This is a genomic window from Pseudomonas sp. Pso3 (genome assembly GCF_055393275.1).
This window is the reverse complement of the sequence record NZ_AP043687.1, coordinates 3455803-3473685: the sequence shown is the minus strand read 5'-3', so window position 1 is coordinate 3473685 and position 17883 is coordinate 3455803. Positions and strand designations below refer to the sequence as shown.

Annotated in this window: 15 protein-coding genes; 7 read left to right on the top strand and 8 right to left on the bottom strand. The window is 68.7% G+C overall.

Annotation, left to right across the window (positions count from 1 at the left end; translation table 11 throughout):
* Nucleotides 1-50 precede the first annotated feature (50 nt).
* Complete coding sequence (gene hutC / locus ACZ5R1_RS16435; protein ID WP_278897399.1) at nucleotides 51-764, top strand: histidine utilization repressor; 714 nt, start codon at nucleotides 51-53, stop codon at nucleotides 762-764.
* 237 nt (nucleotides 765-1001) lie between these two features.
* Here the strand turns inward: hutC and ACZ5R1_RS16430 are convergent, their stop codons facing one another.
* The 3 genes from ACZ5R1_RS16430 to ACZ5R1_RS16420 all read right to left on the bottom strand — a co-directional run bounded on the left by ACZ5R1_RS16430 (nucleotide 1002) and on the right by ACZ5R1_RS16420 (nucleotide 3966).
* Nucleotides 1002-1610, bottom strand: a complete 609-nt coding sequence (locus ACZ5R1_RS16430; protein ID WP_464712565.1) for an FMN-dependent NADH-azoreductase — start codon at nucleotides 1608-1610, stop codon at nucleotides 1002-1004.
* 483 nt (nucleotides 1611-2093) lie between these two features.
* Nucleotides 2094-3467, bottom strand: coding sequence for a PepSY-associated TM helix domain-containing protein (locus tag ACZ5R1_RS16425; RefSeq protein WP_464712564.1), 1374 nt, complete (start codon nucleotides 3465-3467; stop codon nucleotides 2094-2096).
* A 91-nt stretch (nucleotides 3468-3558) separates the two neighbouring features.
* Nucleotides 3559-3966 carry a hypothetical protein gene (locus tag ACZ5R1_RS16420; protein WP_464712563.1) on the bottom strand — a complete coding sequence of 136 codons (408 nt, stop codon included), beginning with the start codon at nucleotides 3964-3966 and terminating at the stop codon, nucleotides 3559-3561.
* 103 nt (nucleotides 3967-4069) lie between these two features.
* On the opposite strand from ACZ5R1_RS16420, the gene ACZ5R1_RS16415 reads away from it, so the two are divergent.
* The gene (locus tag ACZ5R1_RS16415) at nucleotides 4070-4615 is read left to right on the top strand and encodes a GNAT family N-acetyltransferase (RefSeq protein WP_464712562.1); all 546 of its coding nucleotides are present in this window, start codon (nucleotides 4070-4072) and stop codon (nucleotides 4613-4615) included.
* Here the strand turns inward: ACZ5R1_RS16415 and cobF are convergent.
* Nucleotides 4582-5343, bottom strand: coding sequence for a precorrin-6A synthase (deacetylating) (gene cobF / locus ACZ5R1_RS16410; protein ID WP_044341518.1), 762 nt, complete (start codon nucleotides 5341-5343; stop codon nucleotides 4582-4584). The genes ACZ5R1_RS16415 and cobF overlap by 34 nt on opposite strands.
* Before the next feature lie 203 nt (nucleotides 5344-5546).
* On the opposite strand from cobF, the gene ACZ5R1_RS16405 reads away from it, so the two are divergent.
* Complete coding sequence (locus tag ACZ5R1_RS16405) at nucleotides 5547-6680, top strand: MFS transporter (RefSeq protein ID WP_464712561.1); 1134 nt, start codon at nucleotides 5547-5549, stop codon at nucleotides 6678-6680.
* Here the strand turns inward: ACZ5R1_RS16405 and ACZ5R1_RS16400 are convergent.
* From ACZ5R1_RS16400 to pdxR, 4 genes are all read right to left on the bottom strand, one after another.
* Complete coding sequence (locus tag ACZ5R1_RS16400; RefSeq protein WP_464712560.1) at nucleotides 6677-9289, bottom strand: excinuclease ABC subunit UvrA; 2613 nt, start codon at nucleotides 9287-9289, stop codon at nucleotides 6677-6679. The genes ACZ5R1_RS16405 and ACZ5R1_RS16400 overlap by 4 nt on opposite strands.
* Before the next feature lie 85 nt (nucleotides 9290-9374).
* A complete protein-coding gene (locus tag ACZ5R1_RS16395; RefSeq protein WP_007159354.1) occupies nucleotides 9375-10568 on the bottom strand; it encodes a DUF2252 domain-containing protein in 1194 nt (397 codons plus the stop codon).
* A 139-nt stretch (nucleotides 10569-10707) separates the two neighbouring features.
* Entirely contained in the window at nucleotides 10708-12339 is a 1632-nt protein-coding gene (locus tag ACZ5R1_RS16390; RefSeq protein ID WP_027602616.1) for a methyl-accepting chemotaxis protein, read from the bottom strand.
* A gap of 349 nt (nucleotides 12340-12688) precedes the next feature.
* Nucleotides 12689-14089 (bottom strand): MocR-like pyridoxine biosynthesis transcription factor PdxR, encoded by a 1401-nt coding sequence (pdxR, locus tag ACZ5R1_RS16385; protein ID WP_464712559.1) that lies wholly within the window; start codon nucleotides 14087-14089, stop codon nucleotides 12689-12691.
* 86 nt (nucleotides 14090-14175) lie between these two features.
* Between pdxR and ACZ5R1_RS16380 the strand changes: the two genes are divergently transcribed.
* From ACZ5R1_RS16380 to aspT, 4 genes are all read left to right on the top strand, one after another.
* Nucleotides 14176-14625 (top strand): GNAT family N-acetyltransferase, encoded by a 450-nt coding sequence (locus ACZ5R1_RS16380; RefSeq protein WP_074584473.1) that lies wholly within the window; start codon nucleotides 14176-14178, stop codon nucleotides 14623-14625.
* Nucleotides 14622-15260 (top strand): FMN-dependent NADH-azoreductase, encoded by a 639-nt coding sequence (locus tag ACZ5R1_RS16375; protein WP_150338303.1) that lies wholly within the window; start codon nucleotides 14622-14624, stop codon nucleotides 15258-15260. Before ACZ5R1_RS16380 ends, ACZ5R1_RS16375 begins: the two co-directional genes overlap by 4 nt.
* A gap of 3 nt (nucleotides 15261-15263) precedes the next feature.
* The gene (locus ACZ5R1_RS16370; RefSeq protein ID WP_108581313.1) at nucleotides 15264-15695 is read left to right on the top strand and encodes a carboxymuconolactone decarboxylase family protein; all 432 of its coding nucleotides are present in this window, start codon (nucleotides 15264-15266) and stop codon (nucleotides 15693-15695) included.
* A gap of 486 nt (nucleotides 15696-16181) precedes the next feature.
* Nucleotides 16182-17879 carry an aspartate-alanine antiporter gene (gene aspT / locus ACZ5R1_RS16365; protein WP_464712558.1) on the top strand — a complete coding sequence of 566 codons (1698 nt, stop codon included), beginning with the start codon at nucleotides 16182-16184 and terminating at the stop codon, nucleotides 17877-17879.
* Nucleotides 17880-17883: the final 4 nt, after the last annotated feature.

Below are 17883 nucleotides of genomic sequence, written 5' to 3'. Positions count from 1 at the left end.
GCCGGACCGCGCGTTATCATCGGCTGTCCATTTTCCGACCTGGAGTTCGCGTGAGCAGCACGACACCCCCGCGCTACAAGGTGATCGAGGACTTTCTGCTCGAACGCATCCAGGGTGGCGCCTACCCGGTGCATCACCAGATCCCCACCGAGGAGCAGCTGGCGCGGGATTTCGCGGTCAGCCGCATGACCGCCAACAAGGCCATCACCCGCCTGGTGCAGCAGGGCTACCTGACGCGCCAGGCAGGACTCGGGACCTTCGTCATCGAGCGCAAGGCCGAGTCCTCGCTGCACGAGGTGATGAACATCGCCGCCGAGGTGCGCGCCCGCGGGCATGTCTATTCAAACGAGGTGCTGCGCAGCGAGGCCATTGCCGCCGACGATGAAGTGGCCCTGCGGCTGGGCCTGCGGATCGGCAGCCAGGTGTTTCACAGCATCCTGGTGCACCGCGAGAACGGCCTGCCCATCCAGCTGGAGGATCGCTACGTCAATCCGCGCTGGGTGCCGCATTACCTGGAAAGCGACTTCAGCCGCCAGACGCCCAACGAGGTGCTGGTGGCCAGCTGTCCGATCAGCGATGTGGAACATATCGTCGAGGCGGTGCTGGCCAACGCCCAGACCGCACGCTGGCTGGACATCGCCGAGGGCGCGGCCTGCCTGTCGATGATCCGCCGCACCTGGTCGGACGAGCACCTGGTCAGCTATGTGCGGTTGCTGCATCCGGGCGACAGGTACAAGCTGAGCTCGACCACCCGGCATCGCTGAGGGACCTGGCGCGGGGAGGGGGGTAGGGCTTCGCGGCGCTCAACCCAACCTACGCGACTGTTCGCCCGCGTCGCTCTGCCCCCTCTCCCTTGGGGAGAGGGGTGGGGGTGAGAGGAGCGGCATCGCTGTTGGGCTTCGCGGCGTTCAACCCAACCTACGCGACTGTTCGCCCGCGCCGCTCTGCCCCCTCTCCCTTGGGGAGAGGGTTGGGGTGAGGGTGGCCCCTGCAGTCAGGGATTAGAGCTTGCTCACCAGGGCCACGGCGTCCTGTTTGGCCTGGTCGCGCGACGCCTGGTCGACTTCCGGCCCGAACAGGGTCTTTTCGACCACCACGGTGTGCATCCGGTCGATGCCGACCATCTCGCACCAGGTGCGCAGATAGGACTCCTGGTGCTCTTGGCGATCTAGGGCCGCACCGCGGGCCGCGATCACCAGCGCCTGGCGACCGCCGAGCAGGCCGTTGAGGCCGCGGTCGTCGAAGGTGAACAGCAGGTCCTTCTGGCTGACCACGTCGAACAGCTGCTTGAGCTTGTAGGGGATGCCGAAATTCCAGCAGGGCACGCCGAATACCAGTACATCGGCGGCCTTGAAGCGCTGTGCCAGTGCCTTGGCCACCTTCCAGGCATGCTCCTGCTCGTTGCTGAGGGACTCGCCCTCGATGCCGGCGTACTTGGCGTCGAGAATGGGACCGTCGAATTCCGGCAGGTCGCACTGCCAGACGTCGAGGGTATCGACCTCGGCATCGGGGTGTTTGCCCTGCCAGGCCTGGATGAAGGCAGTGGCGACTTCCAGCGAAGCGGAGCGATCCTGGCGGGGCGAACCTATCACGTGCAACAGACGGGGCATGGCAGATCCTCGAAGGATGGGGATTGCGATAACTATAAGCGTCTCGCTGGGGTGCGCCAGCGTTGGCTAGGGTGTGCCGATGGATGGTCTGGGAGGCGGTTCCTGGCGTGACGATGGGTGTAGGGCGGGCCCTCACCCCAGCCCTCTTCCGGAGGGAGAGGGGGTGGTTTGGTGTGGGCGGGAGGCGGCGTGCGGGTAGGGTGGACAACGGCGCAGCCTTGTCGACGCGTTCGGAGTGGACACAGGTGGAAAACGCTGCGCGGTTTTCCACGCTACGGCTGCGATTTGGGGCGGGCCCTCACCCCAGCCCTCTCCCGGCGGGAGAGGGGGGTGGTTGGTGTGGGCGGGAGGCTACGTGCGGGTAGGGTGGACAACGGCGAAGCCTTGTCCACGCGTTCGGGGCGGGCACAGGTGGAAAACGCTGCGCGGTTTTCCACGCTACGGCTGGGTCAGGGCGAAGCCCAACAACCACCCATCCCCACCTCAGGCCGAACCGGCCTCCGTGCGCAGCGCCGGGCCGCGCAGGCCCAGCAGGGCGTCCACCACCAGGAACAGCAGCAGGCTGCCGCCCAGCACCGGCAGGCACAGGCCGAGCAGCAGGGCCGTCGCCGGGACCAGCAGACGCGGCAGGGGCGGCAGCTGGCGCCAGAGGGTGATCAGGCCGGGTTGTGCCGGATCGCGGCTGGGCCGGCGGCGCCACCAGAGCAGATAGCCCCAGACGGTCATCACCAGCAGGCCCAGGGCGACGACCGCCAGCACCAGCTGGTTGGCCAGGCCGAACAGCACGCCCATGTGGGCATCGATGCCCCAGCGGGTCAGCTTGGCCGGCAGCGAGTACTGGGCGAAACGCACCTGATCGACCACCTTGAAGCTGGTCGGGTCGACGGCGACGGCGTCCACCTGGGTCGGCCAGCGGCGGTCGATCTCGCTCACCGTCCAGGCCTTGTCGGCGCTGCGCCCCGGACGGATCTCCAGCTTGCCGGCGTCGATGCCGGCGGCGCGGGCGCTGGCCAGCACCCCGTCGAAGGTGGCCGGATCCAGAGCCGGTGCCTTGGCCATGTGCATGGCGCCATGGTGATCGGCGTGCTCGTCATGGGCCATGGCCGGCGCGGGTGCGGTGCCTAGGGCGGTCTTCACGCCCGGCGTGGACCAGCCGTAGTGGGCGCGCAGCACGCCGATGTTGTCGCCGGCGAAGCGCGACCAGGTCAGACCGGTGGCGGAGAGGAACAGCAGGCCACCCAGCAGCCAGACCCCGGTGCTGGCATGCAGGCCGCGCAGGCCGCGGGCCGGGCGGCGCTGGCGGCGGCGCACCAGCCACAGGGTCAGACCGCCGAGGGCCGCGACCCACAGCCAGGAGGCGGCCAGTTCGCTGTAGAGGCGACCGGGCTCCCCGAGCAGCAGGCTGCGGTGGAACTGGTCGATGGTGGTGCGCAGCGGCAGGATGCCGCTGGTGCCATAGACCGCCAGATCGCCGCGGATGGCGCCGGTGACCGGATCGATGAACAGCGCCCGGTGGGTGGACTCGCCCTGCGCCGGATCGTTGAACATCACCCGGGTGGTGTCGCCCTCGGCCGGCGCGGGGCGCACCGCGCCCAGGGTCAGGGTGGGGCCTACCGCGGCCTGGGCGATATGGATCTGCTCGGCCAGCGGCAGGGGCTTGCCGCGGCTGGGGGTGTGCAGCGCCTCGGCATAGAGGTGGGCCTCGAGTTGCGGCGTGAGGGCATAGATCAGGCCGCTGGCGGCGGCCACCAGCAGGAAGGGACCGACGAACAGGCCGATGAGGAAATGCAGCCGCGCCAACAGCTGCAGCAGCGGCCCCGGCGTCTTGGTGGCCGGAGCGGAGGGGTGCGAAGTCATAGCGTTCACCACGAAGCGACGCGCGGCCAGCAAGGGAGACCACGCGCAGGATTACGAGAGAGTAGGACAGCCGTCTTTCGTCGCCGGGGTGTCAGGGCGCCTGGGGATGCAGCGTGGAACGCCGTGCGCGCGGTGGCGGCGGCAGGGCGCTCTGATAGCGAGGACGATGAGGATCGCCGGGACGCAGCAGCCACTGCAGCACGACGGCGGCCAGCGTGGCGAGGAACAGGGTGGCGGCGAAGACGCAGTCACCCGTGGGGGAAAGGGTGGTCACGCTGCCGCCCGGCAGGCCCGCATGCATGCCGGCCATGTCGTCCTGGGCGGTCTGGGCGTGCAGGCCGTGGTGATGCTCGTGCCCCTGGGCCAGCGGCGGCGAGACCGGCAAGGTAAGTCGCGCCAGTATCTGGCCATGGCCCAGGGCGCAGACGAGTCCGTTCAGCAGGATGCAGGCGAGCAGCATCCAGGCGAGCGAAGCGCGCGGGGAACGGAAGGTTATCATGGCGGGGGACTGTATCATCGTCGCGGGCCACGCACAGCCCGGCCGGCGCGAACCTGCGCCGAAATGTCGCGCCCCTGCCGCTGCTGGAGAGACGAACAGGACCATGAGCGAAGCGCCACCCATCACCCTCGAACGGCTCACCGTGGCGGATGACGAGACGCTGGGCTTTCTGCTGGCGAGCTATCGCGAGTTGTTCGGTAGCCGGGTCGAGGCGAACGCCGTACCCCAGGATCTACAGCGCTTCGCCGACCACTATGGTGCGGATCGTGGCTGCCTGCTGCTTGCCCGAGACGCCGCCGGAGAGCCGATCGGCAGCATCGCCTATCGACCCTACGACCGACGCTTTCCCCAGCTGGCCTATCCCGGTGAAAGGGTGGTCGAAGTGGTACGACTGTTCGTGGTGCCCCGGCAGCGGCGCCAGGGCCTGGCGCGGCGGTTGTTCGGGGCGCTGCTGGCCCAGGCGCGGCGCGACGCGGTCGAGCGCCTCTACCTGCACACCCATCCCTTTCTGCCCGGGGCCGAAGCCTTCTGGCTCGACCAGGGCTTTCAGGTCGTCGCGCGGGAGACGGCCTTGCCCTGGCAGACCCTTCACCTGGATCGACGCCTGGACAACTCTCAGGCGTCCGCCGGCCCCCGACAGAGCAGATAGGTGTCCATGATCCAGCCGTGCTCTTCACGCGCGGCGCTGCGCACCCGGTGGATCTCCTCGGCCACCTCCTGCAGCGGACCGGCGATGAGGAGCTCGTCCGCCGTACCCACATAGGCACCCCAGTAGATATACAGGCCGGGTTCGTCCAGGCGGCGATAGGCTTCGTGGGAATCGAGCATCACCACCAGGCTGTCCAGGTGCGCGGGGAAGCGCTCCAGGCGCCGACCAGGGGTGATCTCCAGGGCCTGGCCGATGCGATTGAGCGGCACCCGGTGGCGCGCGGCCAGGGCCTGGACGCTGGAGATGCCGGGGATCACCTCGTAGTCGAAGTCCAGCCGGCCTTCGCGCTTGATCGCCGCCAGGATGCGCAGGGTGCTGTCGTACAGCGCCGGATCGCCCCAGACCAGAAAGGCGCCGCATTCATCGTCCGCCAGTTCCTGCTCGATCATCTCCACCATCAGCGCCTGCTTGGCGGCGTTGAGGTCGTCCACCGCCTGGCGGTAGTCGCCTTCGCGGCGACGCTCGGGGATGGGCGCGGTGACGAAGCGATAGTCCGCCTGACGGATGTGGCGGGCGCAGATGGTTTCGCGCAGGTGGATCAGGCTGTCCTTTTCCGTGCCCTTGTCGAACAGGAAGAAGGTACTGGCGCGATTGAGGGCGGCGATGGCCTGGAGGGTGAGGTAGTCGGGGTCGCCGGCGCCGATGCCGATGACCAGCAGGGTTTTCATGGGGTGGCCTCGAGGAAAGGAGCGGCGCCCAGTGTAACGGGGGATGTCTCTTCCGTAGAGACTCAGGCAATCGTCATGCTAGTTTCGACCGGTTTGCCTGCCGCCAGGCAGGGATGGACGGGATCGAGGGGGACAGGGGCGTGACGATGACGGCGAGCTGGCGACGGATACCCCGAGGGGTCTGGATTCTGGGTGGAGTGAGCATGTTCATGGACATCTCTTCGGAGATGATCCACAGCCTGCTGCCGCTGTTCCTGGCCACCGGCCTGGGCCTGAGCGTGCTCTATATCGGCATTCTCGAAGGGGTGGCCGAGGCGACCGCGCTCATCACCAAGATCTTTTCCGGCGTACTCAGCGACTACCTGGGCAAGCGCAAGGGCCTGGCGGTGCTGGGCTATGGCCTGGGCGCCCTGAGCAAGCCACTGTTCGCCCTGGCCAGCGGGGCCGGCCTGGTATTCGGCGCGCGCTTCATGGATCGCATCGGCAAGGGCATCCGCGGCGCGCCGCGCGACGCCCTGGTGGCCGATGTGACGCCGCCGGAGATCCGTGGCGCCGCCTATGGCCTGCGCCAGTCGCTGGACACCTTCGGCGCCTTTCTCGGCCCGCTGCTGGCGGTGGGGCTGATGCTGCTCTGGGCCAACGATTTCCGCGCGGTGTTCTGGGTGGCGGTGATCCCGGCCTTCATCGCCGTGGCCCTGCTGGTTTTCGGCCTGGACGAACCCAAGGCGGCCATCGTCCAGGCGCGCACCAATCCGCTGACCCGCAGCCAGCTGCGCAAGCTGTCGGCGGCCTTCTGGCAGGTGGCGCTGCTCGGCGGCGTCTTCACCCTGGCGCGTTTCAGCGAAGCCTTCCTGGTGCTCAAGGCCGAGCAGGTGGGCGTACCCCTGGCGCTGGTGCCGCTGGTGATGGTGGGCATGCACCTGGTGTTCTCGCTGTCGGCCTATCCGCTTGGGGCGCTATCCGACCGGGTCAGTCACCGCGCGCTGCTGGCCTGGGGCCTGGTGCTGCTGATCCTGGCTGACCTGGCGCTGGCCTTCAGCAGCGGCTGGAGCGGTCTGGCGCTGGGCATCGTGCTCTGGGGCCTGCACATGGGCATGACCCAGGGGCTGCTCGCCGCCATGGTCGCCCGCACCGCCCCGGCCGAATTGCGCGGCACCGCCTTCGGCCTGTTCAACCTGGTCAGCGGCATCGCCCTGTTGCTGGCCAGCAGCATCGCCGGCGCGCTCTGGCACTTCCTCGGCTCCGCCGCCACCTTCCAGTTCGGTGCCCTGGCGGCGGTGGCTTCCCTGCTGGTGCTGGCGGCCTGCCGCCGCAGCCTGGCACCGCTGGCCAGCTAGTCGAACAGGGGGCGCAGATAGGGCGCCGTGGGGCTGGCGGGATCGTCCGCCACCGCGCGGGGCGTGCCGCAGGCGACGATGCGGCCGCCGGCCGTGCCGGCGCCGGGGCCGATGTCGATCAGCCAGTCGCTGCCGGCCACCACCTGCAGATTGTGCTCCACCAGCACCACTGTATTGCCTTCGTCGACCAGGCCGTGCAGCTGGCGCATCAGGCGCTCCACGTCGGCCGGGTGCAGGCCGGTGGTGGGTTCGTCCAGCACATAGAGGGTGGTGCCACGGCTGGTGCGCTGCAGCTCGGTGGCCAGCTTGATGCGCTGGGCCTCGCCGCCGGAGAGTTCGGTGGCCGGCTGGCCCAGGCGCAGGTAGCCCAGGCCGATATCGGCCAGCACCCGCAGCGCCCGCGCCACCGGGACTTCCTCGGCGAAGAAGGCCAGGGCCTCGTCCACCGTCAGGCCGAGCACCTCGGCGATGGTCTTGCCCTGCCAGCGCACCTCCAGTGTTTCGGGGTTGTAGCGCGCGCCCTGGCAGGTGGGGCAGGCGGCATAGACGCTGGGCATGAACAGCAGCTCGACGCTGACGAAGCCTTCGCCTTCGCAGGTCGGGCAGCGGCCCTTGGCGACATTGAAGGAGAAGCGCCCGGCGTCGAAGCCTCTTTCCTGGGCCTCTGGGGTGGCGGCGAACAGCTTGCGCACTCCGTCGAACAGCCCGGTATAGGTGGCGAGGTTGGAGCGTGGGGTTCGGCCGATGGGTTTCTGGTCCACCGGCACCAGGCGACGAATGCCGCCGAGGCCGTCGACCACCTGGCCGGTGGTGGCGGGCAGGGCATCGGCCTCCAGCTCCGTTGCCTCGTCACTGTCCTCGGCGGCGCGCTGGCCCAGCTCGGCGCCCACCAGTTCCAGCAGCGCCTGGCTGACCAGGCTGGATTTGCCCGAACCGGAGACACCGGTCACCGCGGTCAGGCAGCCCAGCGGAAAGGCAGCGTCCAGGCTCTGCAGATTGTTGCGGGTGACCCCGGCCAGCCGCAGCCAGCCCTGGGGTTCGCGGGGCGGCCGGGTCTCGCGCTGCGGCGCGGCGAATAGATAGCGCGCCGTCACCGACTCCTCGATGTCGGCCAGGCCGGCGGGCGGACCGCTGTAGAGCACCCGGCCACCGCCTTCGCCGGCCGCGGGACCGACATCCACCAGCCAGTCGGCGCGCTTCATGGTGGCCAGGTCGTGCTCCACCACGAACAGCGAATTGCCTTGGGCCTTGAGGCCGTCGAGGGCTTCCAAGAGGGATTCGCCATCGGCCGGATGCAGACCGGCGGAGGGTTCGTCCAGCACATAGACCACGCCGAACAGCTGGGACACCAGCTGGGTGGCCAGGCGCAGGCGCTGCAATTCGCCGGAGGAGAGGGTGGTGGTGCTGCGCTCCAGCGCCAGGTAGCCGAGGCCCAGGCGGGTGAGGGTCTGCAAGCGCTCCAGCAATTCGCTGGCCATGCGCTGGGCGGCCAGGCGTTTCTCCGGGGACAGATCGGGGGTGCGGCGCACGTCCGGCGCGCCGGCGTGGTCGCTGCCACCGGCGGCCTTGCGCCGGGCGCGATCCTGCTGGCCGGTCTTGGTGTCCAGCACGCGGGCATCCTTGGCCTCGTCGAAATCGCCGGCCGCGACCCGGCGCAGCAGTACGGTGAGGTCGTCCAGCGGCAGCCGCGACAGCTCGCCGATGTCCAGGCCGGCAAAGGTCACCGAGAGCGCCGCCCGGGTCAGCCGCTTGCCATGGCACAGCGGGCAGGTCTGGCCGATCATGAAGCGCGCCGCGCGCTGCTTCATCTTGGCGCTCTGGGAATTGGCGAAGGTGTGCAGCACATGGCGCCGCGCCCCGGTGTAGGTGCCCTGGTAGCTGGGCTCGGCCTTGCGCTTGAGCGCGGCGCGGGTCTGCTCGGGGGTGAGGCCGGCATAGACCGGGACGGTGGGTTGCTCCTCGGTGAAGAGGATCCAGTCGCGCTGCTGTTGCGGCAGGTCGCGCCAGGGGATGTCGACGTCATAGCCCAGGGTGACCAGGATGTCTCGCAGATTCTGCCCGCCCCAGGCGGTGGGCCAGGCGGCGATGGCGCGCTGGCGGATGGTCAGCGCGGGGTCCGGCACCATGGAGGCCTCGGTCACCTCGTAGACCCGGCCCAGGCCGTGGCACTCCGGGCAGGCGCCCTGGGGCGTGTTGGGCGAGAAGTCCTCGGCATAGAGCATCGGCTGGTCGGCGGGATAGCGCCCGGCGCGGGAGTAGAGCATCCGCACCAGACTGGACAGCCCGGTCACGCTGCCCATGGACGAGCGACTGCTGGGCTGGCCGCGCTGCTGCTGCAGGGCCACCGCCGGCGGCAGACCCTCGATGGCTTCCACCTGCGGTACCCCGACCTGGTCGATCAGTCGCCGCGCATAGGGCGCCACGGATTCGAAGTAGCGGCGCTGGGCCTCGGCGTAGAGGGTACCGAAGGCCAGCGACGACTTGCCCGAGCCGGATACCCCGGTAAAGACCACCAGGGCATCGCGAGGGATGTCCACGTCGACGTTCTTCAGATTGTGCTCGCGGGCACCGCGGACGGAGACGAAACCGGGACGGGGGGAGGAGGGCATGGCAGAAGGGGCACTCGTTTGGACTATAGGGGATGGGACCCTGAGCAAACCTTACCAGTGCCCCGCGCGTGCTGCGCCGTCGGGATCAGTCCTGCGCATGCTCCAGCGCATAGGCGCGGCAGTGGGCGAGGTAACCCATTTCGTGGGCGCCTACCAGTTGCACCACGCTGCTCCATAGCCAGGAGGGGGCATCCAGGGTGCGGGTGCGGTTGCGTTGCAGGTCGCTCATCCACTCGACGCGGGTGGCCAGGTCCATCTGCCGGGCGTGGGCGCGGCCGACCACGCGGGCCAGATAGGCAGCGGCGCTCATGGCTTCGCGGGCGCTGAGTTCGTCCAGCTCCAGCTTGAGATCCTGGGGCAGCAATTCGCGGATGAAGAAGGAGTGATCCAGCATGCGCACCGCCAGCATGCGATTGCCCAGGGCCGGGGAGAGCTGGCGGGCGCCTTCCACCACGCGCTTGCCGTTGTCGCGGGGCATGGTGGCATGGGCCACGCGCGGAGCGGCGGCGGCCACCGCCTGCTTGACGTCGATCAGGCAGTAGTCCTGGTCATCGCCGTCGTCCACGCCCAGCAGCACGGCGTAGCGGCGCAGCCCCAGGGAGCTGCAGCCCTTGACCCAGTAGGCGCTGTCGAGCAGTTCGACGCGGCTGTCGTGGCTGCGGCCCTTGAGCGAGGTCACCAGGGCATGGATGCCCGGCGTCTCGCACAGCTCGGCGATGGCCTTGCGCTCGTCCTTGCTCAGCTGCCAGAAGTGCTTGCCCAGCGGCAGCTTGGGGCGGGTGTTTTCCATGCGCTCCTTGGCCAGGTGCTTCCAGGTACGCTGCACCGCGCTGCGCATTCCGGCCTTGACCTGAGCGGGGCGCGGGACCTCGCGTTCGAGATCGTCTTCGAAGGCCACCTCGTAGCCGCGCATCATCTCTTCGAGCATCCGCGCCGTGGTCACCCCCGGCAGGTCGGAGCCGCGCGCCGCCGTGGCCAGCGACAGCGCCAGGCGCACCAGGTCATGGGCCGGATTGCCGACCACGGTCTGATCCAGGTCGCGGATGTTGACGTCGGTGGAGCCGTGCAGATCGCCGGTGGGGCCCAGGTTGCCGGCATGGCAGTCGCCACAGATCCATACCGCCGGCCCATTGGGCAGGTTGCGGCCGGGCTGGCTGTGCAGCCACTCGTAGAACTGCACCGTGCTGCCGCGGACGTAGGCGTGGGCGGAGCGAGCCATTTTCAGATTGCGCAGCTGGTTGAGGCGGGGCAGACGATCGACGGGACGTGGGGTTTTCATGCAGGGCGCAGGCCTTGAGGGAGACGCCTTTGTGACCGTTGCGCCTGGCAAATGTTGCAGGGTGTTTCGGTGGGCCTCTCCCGGCCAGACGCCGGGGGAGGCTGCTCAAGGTTCTCGCGCGAACGCCCCGCCTCTGGCGCTAGCAGCGGAACTGCCCGATCTGGCGATTCAGGTCGTTGGCCAGGGCGTCGAGGGACACTGCGGTCTGCACCGTCTCGCCGATGGCTTCGCTGTTCTGCTGGGCCATCTGCGCCAGGCGCTCCACGGTACGGGCCACGTCGTGGCTGGCGGCGGTCTGCTCGCGCAGGGCCAGGGAGATCTGGTTGACCACCCGCACCACCTTGTCCGAGGCGGTGTTGATACTGACCACCGCCTCACCCGCCTGGTTGGCCAGGTCGACCCCACCGTTGACCTGGCGCACGCCCACTTCCATGTCGCTCATGGCGGCCTGGGTCGCCGCCTGGATCTTCTCGATCATGGCGGCGATCTCCTGGGTGGAATTGGTGGTGCGTTGCGCCAGCTGGCGCACCTCGTCGGCCACCACGGCGAAACCGCGTCCCTGTTCGCCGGCCCGCGCCGCCTCGATGGCGGCATTCAACGCCAGCAGGTTGGTCTGGTCGGCGATGCCCTTGATCACGCTGACGATGGAGGAGACCCGCTCGGAATGCTCGCCCAATTCGCCGATGCGGGCGGCCGAGGACTGCACCGTGCCGGCGATGGATCTCATGCTGTCCACCGAGGCCTGGATGGTCTGGCCACCGTCCTGGGCCAGTCGGCCCGACTGGCTGGAGAGGTCGTGGGCTTCCCCGGCGTTGTCGGAAACGTGGTTGATGCTCACGGTCAGCTCTTCCACGGTAGCCGCCATGCTGGAGGCGGCGCTGGACTGTTCCTGGGCAGCGGCGGACAGCTGCTGGGAATTGGCCGAGATGCTGTGGGAGGCGGCCACCAACTGGTCGGTGCCCTGCTTGATCCCCTGGATCATGCCGCGCAGCTTGTCCTGCATCTGGCCGAAGGCGGTCAGCAGCTGGCCCAGTTCGTCGCGTCCGCCAGTGGGAATCGGCGAATCCAGCTGGCCGGCGGCGATGGTGCGGGCGATGGCGACGGTCTGGTTGAGCCGCCCAACGATGGTACGGGTCAGCGACCAGGCGATGCCCAGCGCCAGCAGGGCGGCGAGGATGCCACCACTGATGAGGATCGCCATAGCCTGCTGCTTGGCGTCGGCCATCGACTGGGTCCGGCCGTCCAGCAAGGCGTTCTCACGGGTCTTGATCTGCGCCAGCAACTCGCGCATGCCATCCATCCTGCCCTTGTCCTGGGCGGTGGCGATGCGGGCGGTCAGGGCATCCAGCGGCTGGGTACCGGCATTGACCTGCCGGCGCAACGCCAGGATCTGCTGGACGGACTCGCTATTCCACTGCTGCTTGGCCTGGCCCAGCTGGGCCAGATCGGCCTGCTGGGCGGGGTTGTCGCGAGTGAGCTGAGTCAGCTCCTGCAACTGCTCGGCGAAGCGCTGCTCACCCCTGTTCAGGGGTTCGAGAAACTCTTCCTTGCCGGTCAGGGCGAAACCGCGCATGCCGGTTTCCATGTTGACCAGCGCCAGCAGGGCCGCGTCCGAATCCTGCAGGACATGGTAGGAATGAATGTTCTGCTGAACCGCCAGATTGACCTGGTTGAAGCCCTGCCGGGCCGCCAGGATCAGCGCCAGGATGATGACCAGAATGGCACCGAAGCCGAGTCTGAGTTTGTTCGCGATGGTCAGCTGTTGCAGCATGGGAAGGCCTCACGCGCCAGGTTGTCGACTCACGCCCAGAGGGCAACGTTTTGGGAGTACAGCGAACGAGCGGAGGGAAACGCGACTGATCCGTGTCTTGCGTGGACGGCAGGGAAGCGTGGCTCCTGGTAGTGCAGGTATCGCGGGTGACTCCGCTCGCGCCGCTCCCTGCGGAGTGGGTGCCAAAAAAGGCTTTGTTTCCAATCAAGAGTGGCAGGCTAGAGCCTCCGAGCCTGGTCTTTGAACGGTCGCACCTGAAAAAGTTTTATGTGATGCAATAAACATTTTTGCGCTTCGGGGCAGCCCCTGATGACGGGACGGGCGAAGGGTCGAGACGAACAGCGAGCGGTCAGGGCGCCAGCTGAGCCAGCCGCCGGGCCAGGGCTACGGCTTCCGCCGCGCTGGCGACATTGGTGAAGCCCAGCAGCAGGCCTTGGGCACTGGGCGTCTCCAGATACCAGCGAGACAGGGCCTGGACCGCCAGGCCGTCGGCCTGGGCGGCCTCCGCCCAGCGGCGATCGTCGCCCTGGGTCAGGCGTGCCAGCAGGTGCAGGCCGCCGGCCTGCAGGTCGATCCGCATCGCGTCGCCCAGCGCGCTCGTCAGCGCCTCGGCCAGCCACAGGCGGCGCTGTCGGTAGAGGGTGCGCATGCGATTGAGATGGCGGGCGAAATGCCCTTCTTCGAGAAAGCTCGCCACCGTGCCCTGCAGCAGCAGGGGAGCGTGGTTGTGCAACCGATCGGCGCTGCGACTGAAGGCGGCGACCTGGGCGGGCGGCACCACCAGGTAGGCGAGGCGCAGGCCGGGAAACAGCACCTTGCTGAAGGTACCGGTGTAGAGCACCCGTCCCCCATCATCCAGACTCTTGAGCGCGGGCAGCGGCTTGCCCTGATAGCGGTATTCGCTGTCGTAGTCGTCCTCGATGATCCAGGCGTTCTGCCGCCCCGCCCAGTCCAGCAGTGCCAGCCGCCGGGGCAGGGCGAGAGACACGCCCAGCGGGCTCTGGTGACTGGGGGTGACCAGGGCGCAACGGGCGGTCGGTGCCCGGGCGAGGCCGGCGGCGACATCCAGTCCCGCTGCGTCCACGGGAACCGGCACCAGTTCCAGGCCGGCGTCCTGCAATGCCCGGCGGGCGATGAAATAGCCGGGCTCCTCGAACCAGCAGGCAGCACCCGGCGCCAGCAGCGTCTGCACGATCAGATCCAGGCAGGCGCGATAGCCCGCGCAGACGAACACCTGCTCCGGACGACAGGCGATCCCGCGGGACAGGCCGAGGTAGGTGGCGAGGGCGGCGCGCAAGCCGGCGTGACCCCGGGCATCGGGATAGACCAGACCCTCCAGTCCCTGGCTGCGCAGTTGCCGCGCGGCCAGGCGCGTCCAGAGCTTGCGCGGGAAGGCGTCCAGCGCCGGCAGACCCAGCTGCAGCGGCAACGGCGCGCCGCCGGCATGGGTTGCCGAGGCCGTCGGCGAGGAGGGTACGGCCGCTGGTGGAGCGGTCGGGCGACTCCACTGCGGCGAGACGATGGTCCCGGCCGGACCGCGCGGCAGTAGAAAGCCTTCGGCGATCAGCTGCTGGTAGGCCATTTCCACCGTGCCCCGGGCCACGTTCAACTCCGCCGCCAGGGCGCGCACCGCCGGGACCCGGTCACCGGGCCGCAGCTGGCCCTCGTCCAGCGCCTGGCGAAAGCGCTGGTAGAGCTGGCGATAGAGCGGCAGGGCAAGGCGGCTGTCGAGGGCGCCGTTCAGGGTCATGGCCTGGTCGTTTGTAGCTTTCTTGGCTCTATAGCCTAGGCCATTGGCGGCCTAGAGTGGCGGCATCTTTCCTGGAGACCCTCACCATGGCCCTGACCTTCCAGCCACTGCTGCCCGATCATCCCCTGTGCCAGGCCAGTCTGCCGCTGATGCAGGTTCTGCGCCCCCATCTCGCCGACGCCGAGCGCTACCAGGCGCAACTTCAGCGCCAGGCGGCTCAGGGTTATCGGCTGCTGGCCGCCCTGGAGGAGGGCGAGGTGGTCGGCCTGGCCGGTTACCGCGAACTGGAAAATCTGCTCTACGGTCGTTTCCTCTATGTGGACGATCTGGTGGTGGCGCCGGCTCGCCAGCGCGATGGCCTGGGGGCCCGCCTGCTGGCAGCGGTCCGTAGCGAGGCCCTGGAGCGCGGCTGCTCCCATCTGATCCTGGATACCGGGCTGCATATGCCCCTGGCCCAGCGCTTCTATTTCCGTCAGGGCCTGCTCGCCCGTGGCCTGCATTTCGCCGAGCGCCTGAGCGGAGAGGTGCCGGCATGAAGACCGCCCTCTACCTCAACGCCAGTCCGCGCCCGGCCGCCTCCCAAGGACATCGGCTGGCCGGCGAACTCCTGGCTGCCCTGCGCCAGGGCTATCCCCGCCTGCAGGTACTGGAGCGGGATCTGGCTACCGCGCCGCTGCCACCGCTGAGCGCCGACTATGCCGAGGCCCTGACCCGGCGGACGCCCCCGGAGGCGCCGGTATTCGCCCTGTCCGAAACCCTCATCGGCGAGCTGGAGGCCAGTGACCTGCTGCTGATCAATACGCCGTTGCACAACTTCACCCTGCCGGCGGCGCTCAAGCTGTGGCTGGACTTCGTGCTGCGCATCGGCCGTACCTTCGAGTCCACCGCCGATGGCAAGCGCGGCCTGCTGACCGACCGGCCGGTCTATCTGCTGGTCAGTTCGGGCGGTCATCACCGCGGGCCACGCGCACGGCAGCCGGATTTCCTGACCTCCTACGTGCGCCATGCGCTGGGCACGCTCGGGCTGTTCGACCTGCACTTCAGCTATCTGGAGGGCCTGGTCGGCGACCCGGCTGAGGTGGCCGACACCCTGGCTAGCGCCCGTGAACAACTTTCCCGCGAGGTGCCCTTCCGCCATCTCGCCCACCCTGTGACCACGACCCTGGAGTAAGCCATGAGCCAACTACGACTGCCGTTTTCCACCCTCTCGCCCGCCGCCTATCAGGGTCTGATCGCCACAGGCCAGGCCCTGGCGCAGAGCGCCCTCGGCCTAAAGCTGGTGGAGCTGATCTACCTGCGCATCTCCCAGATCAACGGCTGCGCCTTCTGCCTGGGCAAGCACGCCGAGACCCTGCGTGGGCAGGGCGTCAGCCAGGCCAAGCTGGATCGCCTGGCCGGCTGGCGCATCAGCGAGCTGTTCGACGCCCGCGAGCGCGCGGCCCTGGAATGGGCCGAGACCCTGACCGCCGTCGCCGAGAAGGGCGCGCCCGATGTGGCTTACGAACCGCTCAAGGCGCAGTTCAGCGACGCGGAAATCGCCGACCTGACCTTTGCCGTGGCGCTGATGAACGCCTTCAACCGGCTCGCGGTGGGCATGAAGCTCTAGCCGGTGACGCGGCCAAGGGCAGCGGCCGAGGGCGAGGGCGAAAGGATCAGCCGAAACCCGGACCAACCGCGCCGAAGTACCCGATGAGTGGCGGGCACAGGTGCCAGGTGAGTTCCATCCGGAGAACGCCAGGCGCTGGCGCGCTCGACCTTCCTGCCAGGCCAGTGTCGGCGGGCTGCCGGTGGCCTGCCGAGCCCCGCCATGAGGAGCGGATTTCACGCCCGCGAAGTCTGTCTTCGCGGCGCCGATTCGCGGTGGCTGCGCTTTTGACAGCTCTAGAATGCTGTGCTTAGGTTCTTTGGGTCCCGCAGACATAGGTCTTCATATGACAAGACTATAGTCAGCGGGGCGCCCTCGCTGTCAGGAGTTTCCTGCAGGGCAAGGCGGCGTAGCAGGTGGAGCCGTGGCTCGCCGGGCCGTTCGAAGGCCAGCCCGGCCCCCCTTCACTTCGTTCCGCTCTCGAATCCCTGGTCGAAGGCGGCTCCCATGGAATACCTGCGGCAGATCTTGAATCAGGCACCAGAACTGGCCCTGTTCCTGTCCCTGGCCATCGGTTACTGGGTCGGCAGCATCCCGTTCGGCAAGTTCCAGCTGGGTGGGGTTGCCGGCTCGCTGCTGGTGGCGGTGGTCATCAGCCAGATCGGCATCAGCATCGACAACGGCATCAAGTCGGTGCTCTTCGCGCTGTTCATCTACGCCGTAGGCTTCGAGAGCGGACCGCAGTTCTTTCGCTCCCTGGGTCGGCAATCGTTGCGCGAGATCGTCCTGGCCGCGGTGATGGCGCTCAGCGGCCTGCTGACCGTCATCGCCTGCGCCCGGCTGTTCGGCCTCGACAAGGGCATCGCCGCGGGGATCGCCGCCGGCTCCATGACCCAGTCCGCCATCATCGGCACCGCCAGCGCCGCCATCGCCAAGCTCGACTTGCCGCTGGAGCAGATCCAGGCACTGCAGGGCAACGTCGCCGTGGGCTATGCGGTGACCTACATCTTCGGCTCCTTTGGCGCCATCATCCTCTGCGTCAATGTGCTGCCCTGGTTCATGCGGCGCAGCATCCGCGACGATGCGACCCAGGCCGAGGCCGAGTTGCTGGCCGGGGCCAAGGTCTATGGCCCGGGGGAATTGCCCGCCATCCCGTCGCTGGTGGGACGGCTCTATCGCATCGACCAGGCAGCCGGCCAGACCGTGGCACAACTGGAGGTCAGCGACCAGGGCGATCCCCAGGCGGCCCTCACCATCGAGCGCATCAAGCGCGGCGGCGCCCTGGTCGGGGTGACCCCGACGACGGTGCTGGAAGCCGGCGACGTGGTGCTGGTGGTGGGGCGGCGCGCCGGGGTGGTGGCCATCGCCGGGCGCCTGGGCGCCGAGTTGCAGTCCTCGCCCGACATGGACGTGGTGGTGGTGCAGCGCGACGTCAGCCTCGACAACCCGACCTTCGTCGGTCGCCGCGTGGCCGAGATCCGCCAGGCCGCCAGCCAGGCCCTGCGCCACGGCGTCTACGTGGTTGGCGTGAAACGCGCCGGGCGGCCCCTGGCGCTGGAGCCCGATACCGTCATCGAGGCAGGCGACCTGGTCACCCTCTATGGCACCCCGGACGACATCCAGAGAGTCGCCCAGCAGGTCGGCTCCATCATCGTCCCCAGCGACAAGACCGACTTCGTCTTCCATGGCTTCGGTCTGGCCGTCGGGCTGCTCATCGGCCTGGTCGTGATCCGCCTGGGCGCCATCCCCCTGACCCTGGGCAGCGGCGGCGGGGCGCTGATCGCCGGCCTGGTCTTTGGCTGGTATCGCAGTCGCCACCTGGCCCGCGGCAACCTGCCGTTGCCGGCCTCGACCCTGTTGCGCGACCTTGGCCTGGCCGGCTTCGTGGCGGTGGTGGGACTACAGTCCGGGCGCCAGGCGGTGGAGACCATCGCCACCCAGGGCCTCTCCATCTTCCTCATCGGGGTGGTGGTCTGCGTGGTGCCCATCGTCATCACCATCCTGGTCGGTCGCTATGTGCTGCGCTACCGCAACCTGGCGCTGTTCGCCGGGGCCGTCGCCGGAGCGCGCAGCGCCAACCCCGCCTTCGGCGAGGTGCTGGACAAGGCCGGCAACTCGATCCCCACGGTGCCCTTCGCGGTCACCTACGCCCTGGCCAACGTGTTTCTCACCCTGCTCGGGCCACTGGTCGTGGCCTTCGCCTAATCGA

Coding starts and splice junctions, on each gene's coding strand:
- ACZ5R1_RS16405 (WP_464712561.1), top strand. CDS start 5,547: ATGTTCATGGACATCTCTTCGGAGATGATCCACAGCCTGCTGCCGCTG.
- ACZ5R1_RS16395 (WP_007159354.1), bottom strand. CDS start 10,568: ATGAAAACCCCACGTCCCGTCGATCGTCTGCCCCGCCTCAACCAGCTG.
- ACZ5R1_RS16370 (WP_108581313.1), top strand. CDS start 15,264: ATGAGCCAACTACGACTGCCGTTTTCCACCCTCTCGCCCGCCGCCTAT.
- aspT (WP_464712558.1), top strand. CDS start 16,182: ATGGAATACCTGCGGCAGATCTTGAATCAGGCACCAGAACTGGCCCTG.
- ACZ5R1_RS16415 (WP_464712562.1), top strand. CDS start 4,070: ATGAGCGAAGCGCCACCCATCACCCTCGAACGGCTCACCGTGGCGGAT.
- ACZ5R1_RS16400 (WP_464712560.1), bottom strand. CDS start 9,289: ATGCCCTCCTCCCCCCGTCCCGGTTTCGTCTCCGTCCGCGGTGCCCGC.
- ACZ5R1_RS16425 (WP_464712564.1), bottom strand. CDS start 3,467: ATGACTTCGCACCCCTCCGCTCCGGCCACCAAGACGCCGGGGCCGCTG.
- ACZ5R1_RS16375 (WP_150338303.1), top strand. CDS start 14,622: ATGAAGACCGCCCTCTACCTCAACGCCAGTCCGCGCCCGGCCGCCTCC.
- cobF (WP_044341518.1), bottom strand. CDS start 5,343: ATGAAAACCCTGCTGGTCATCGGCATCGGCGCCGGCGACCCCGACTAC.
- ACZ5R1_RS16430 (WP_464712565.1), bottom strand. CDS start 1,610: ATGCCCCGTCTGTTGCACGTGATAGGTTCGCCCCGCCAGGATCGCTCC.
- ACZ5R1_RS16380 (WP_074584473.1), top strand. CDS start 14,176: ATGGCCCTGACCTTCCAGCCACTGCTGCCCGATCATCCCCTGTGCCAG.
- ACZ5R1_RS16420 (WP_464712563.1), bottom strand. CDS start 3,966: ATGATAACCTTCCGTTCCCCGCGCGCTTCGCTCGCCTGGATGCTGCTC.
- pdxR (WP_464712559.1), bottom strand. CDS start 14,089: ATGACCCTGAACGGCGCCCTCGACAGCCGCCTTGCCCTGCCGCTCTAT.
- ACZ5R1_RS16390 (WP_027602616.1), bottom strand. CDS start 12,339: ATGCTGCAACAGCTGACCATCGCGAACAAACTCAGACTCGGCTTCGGT.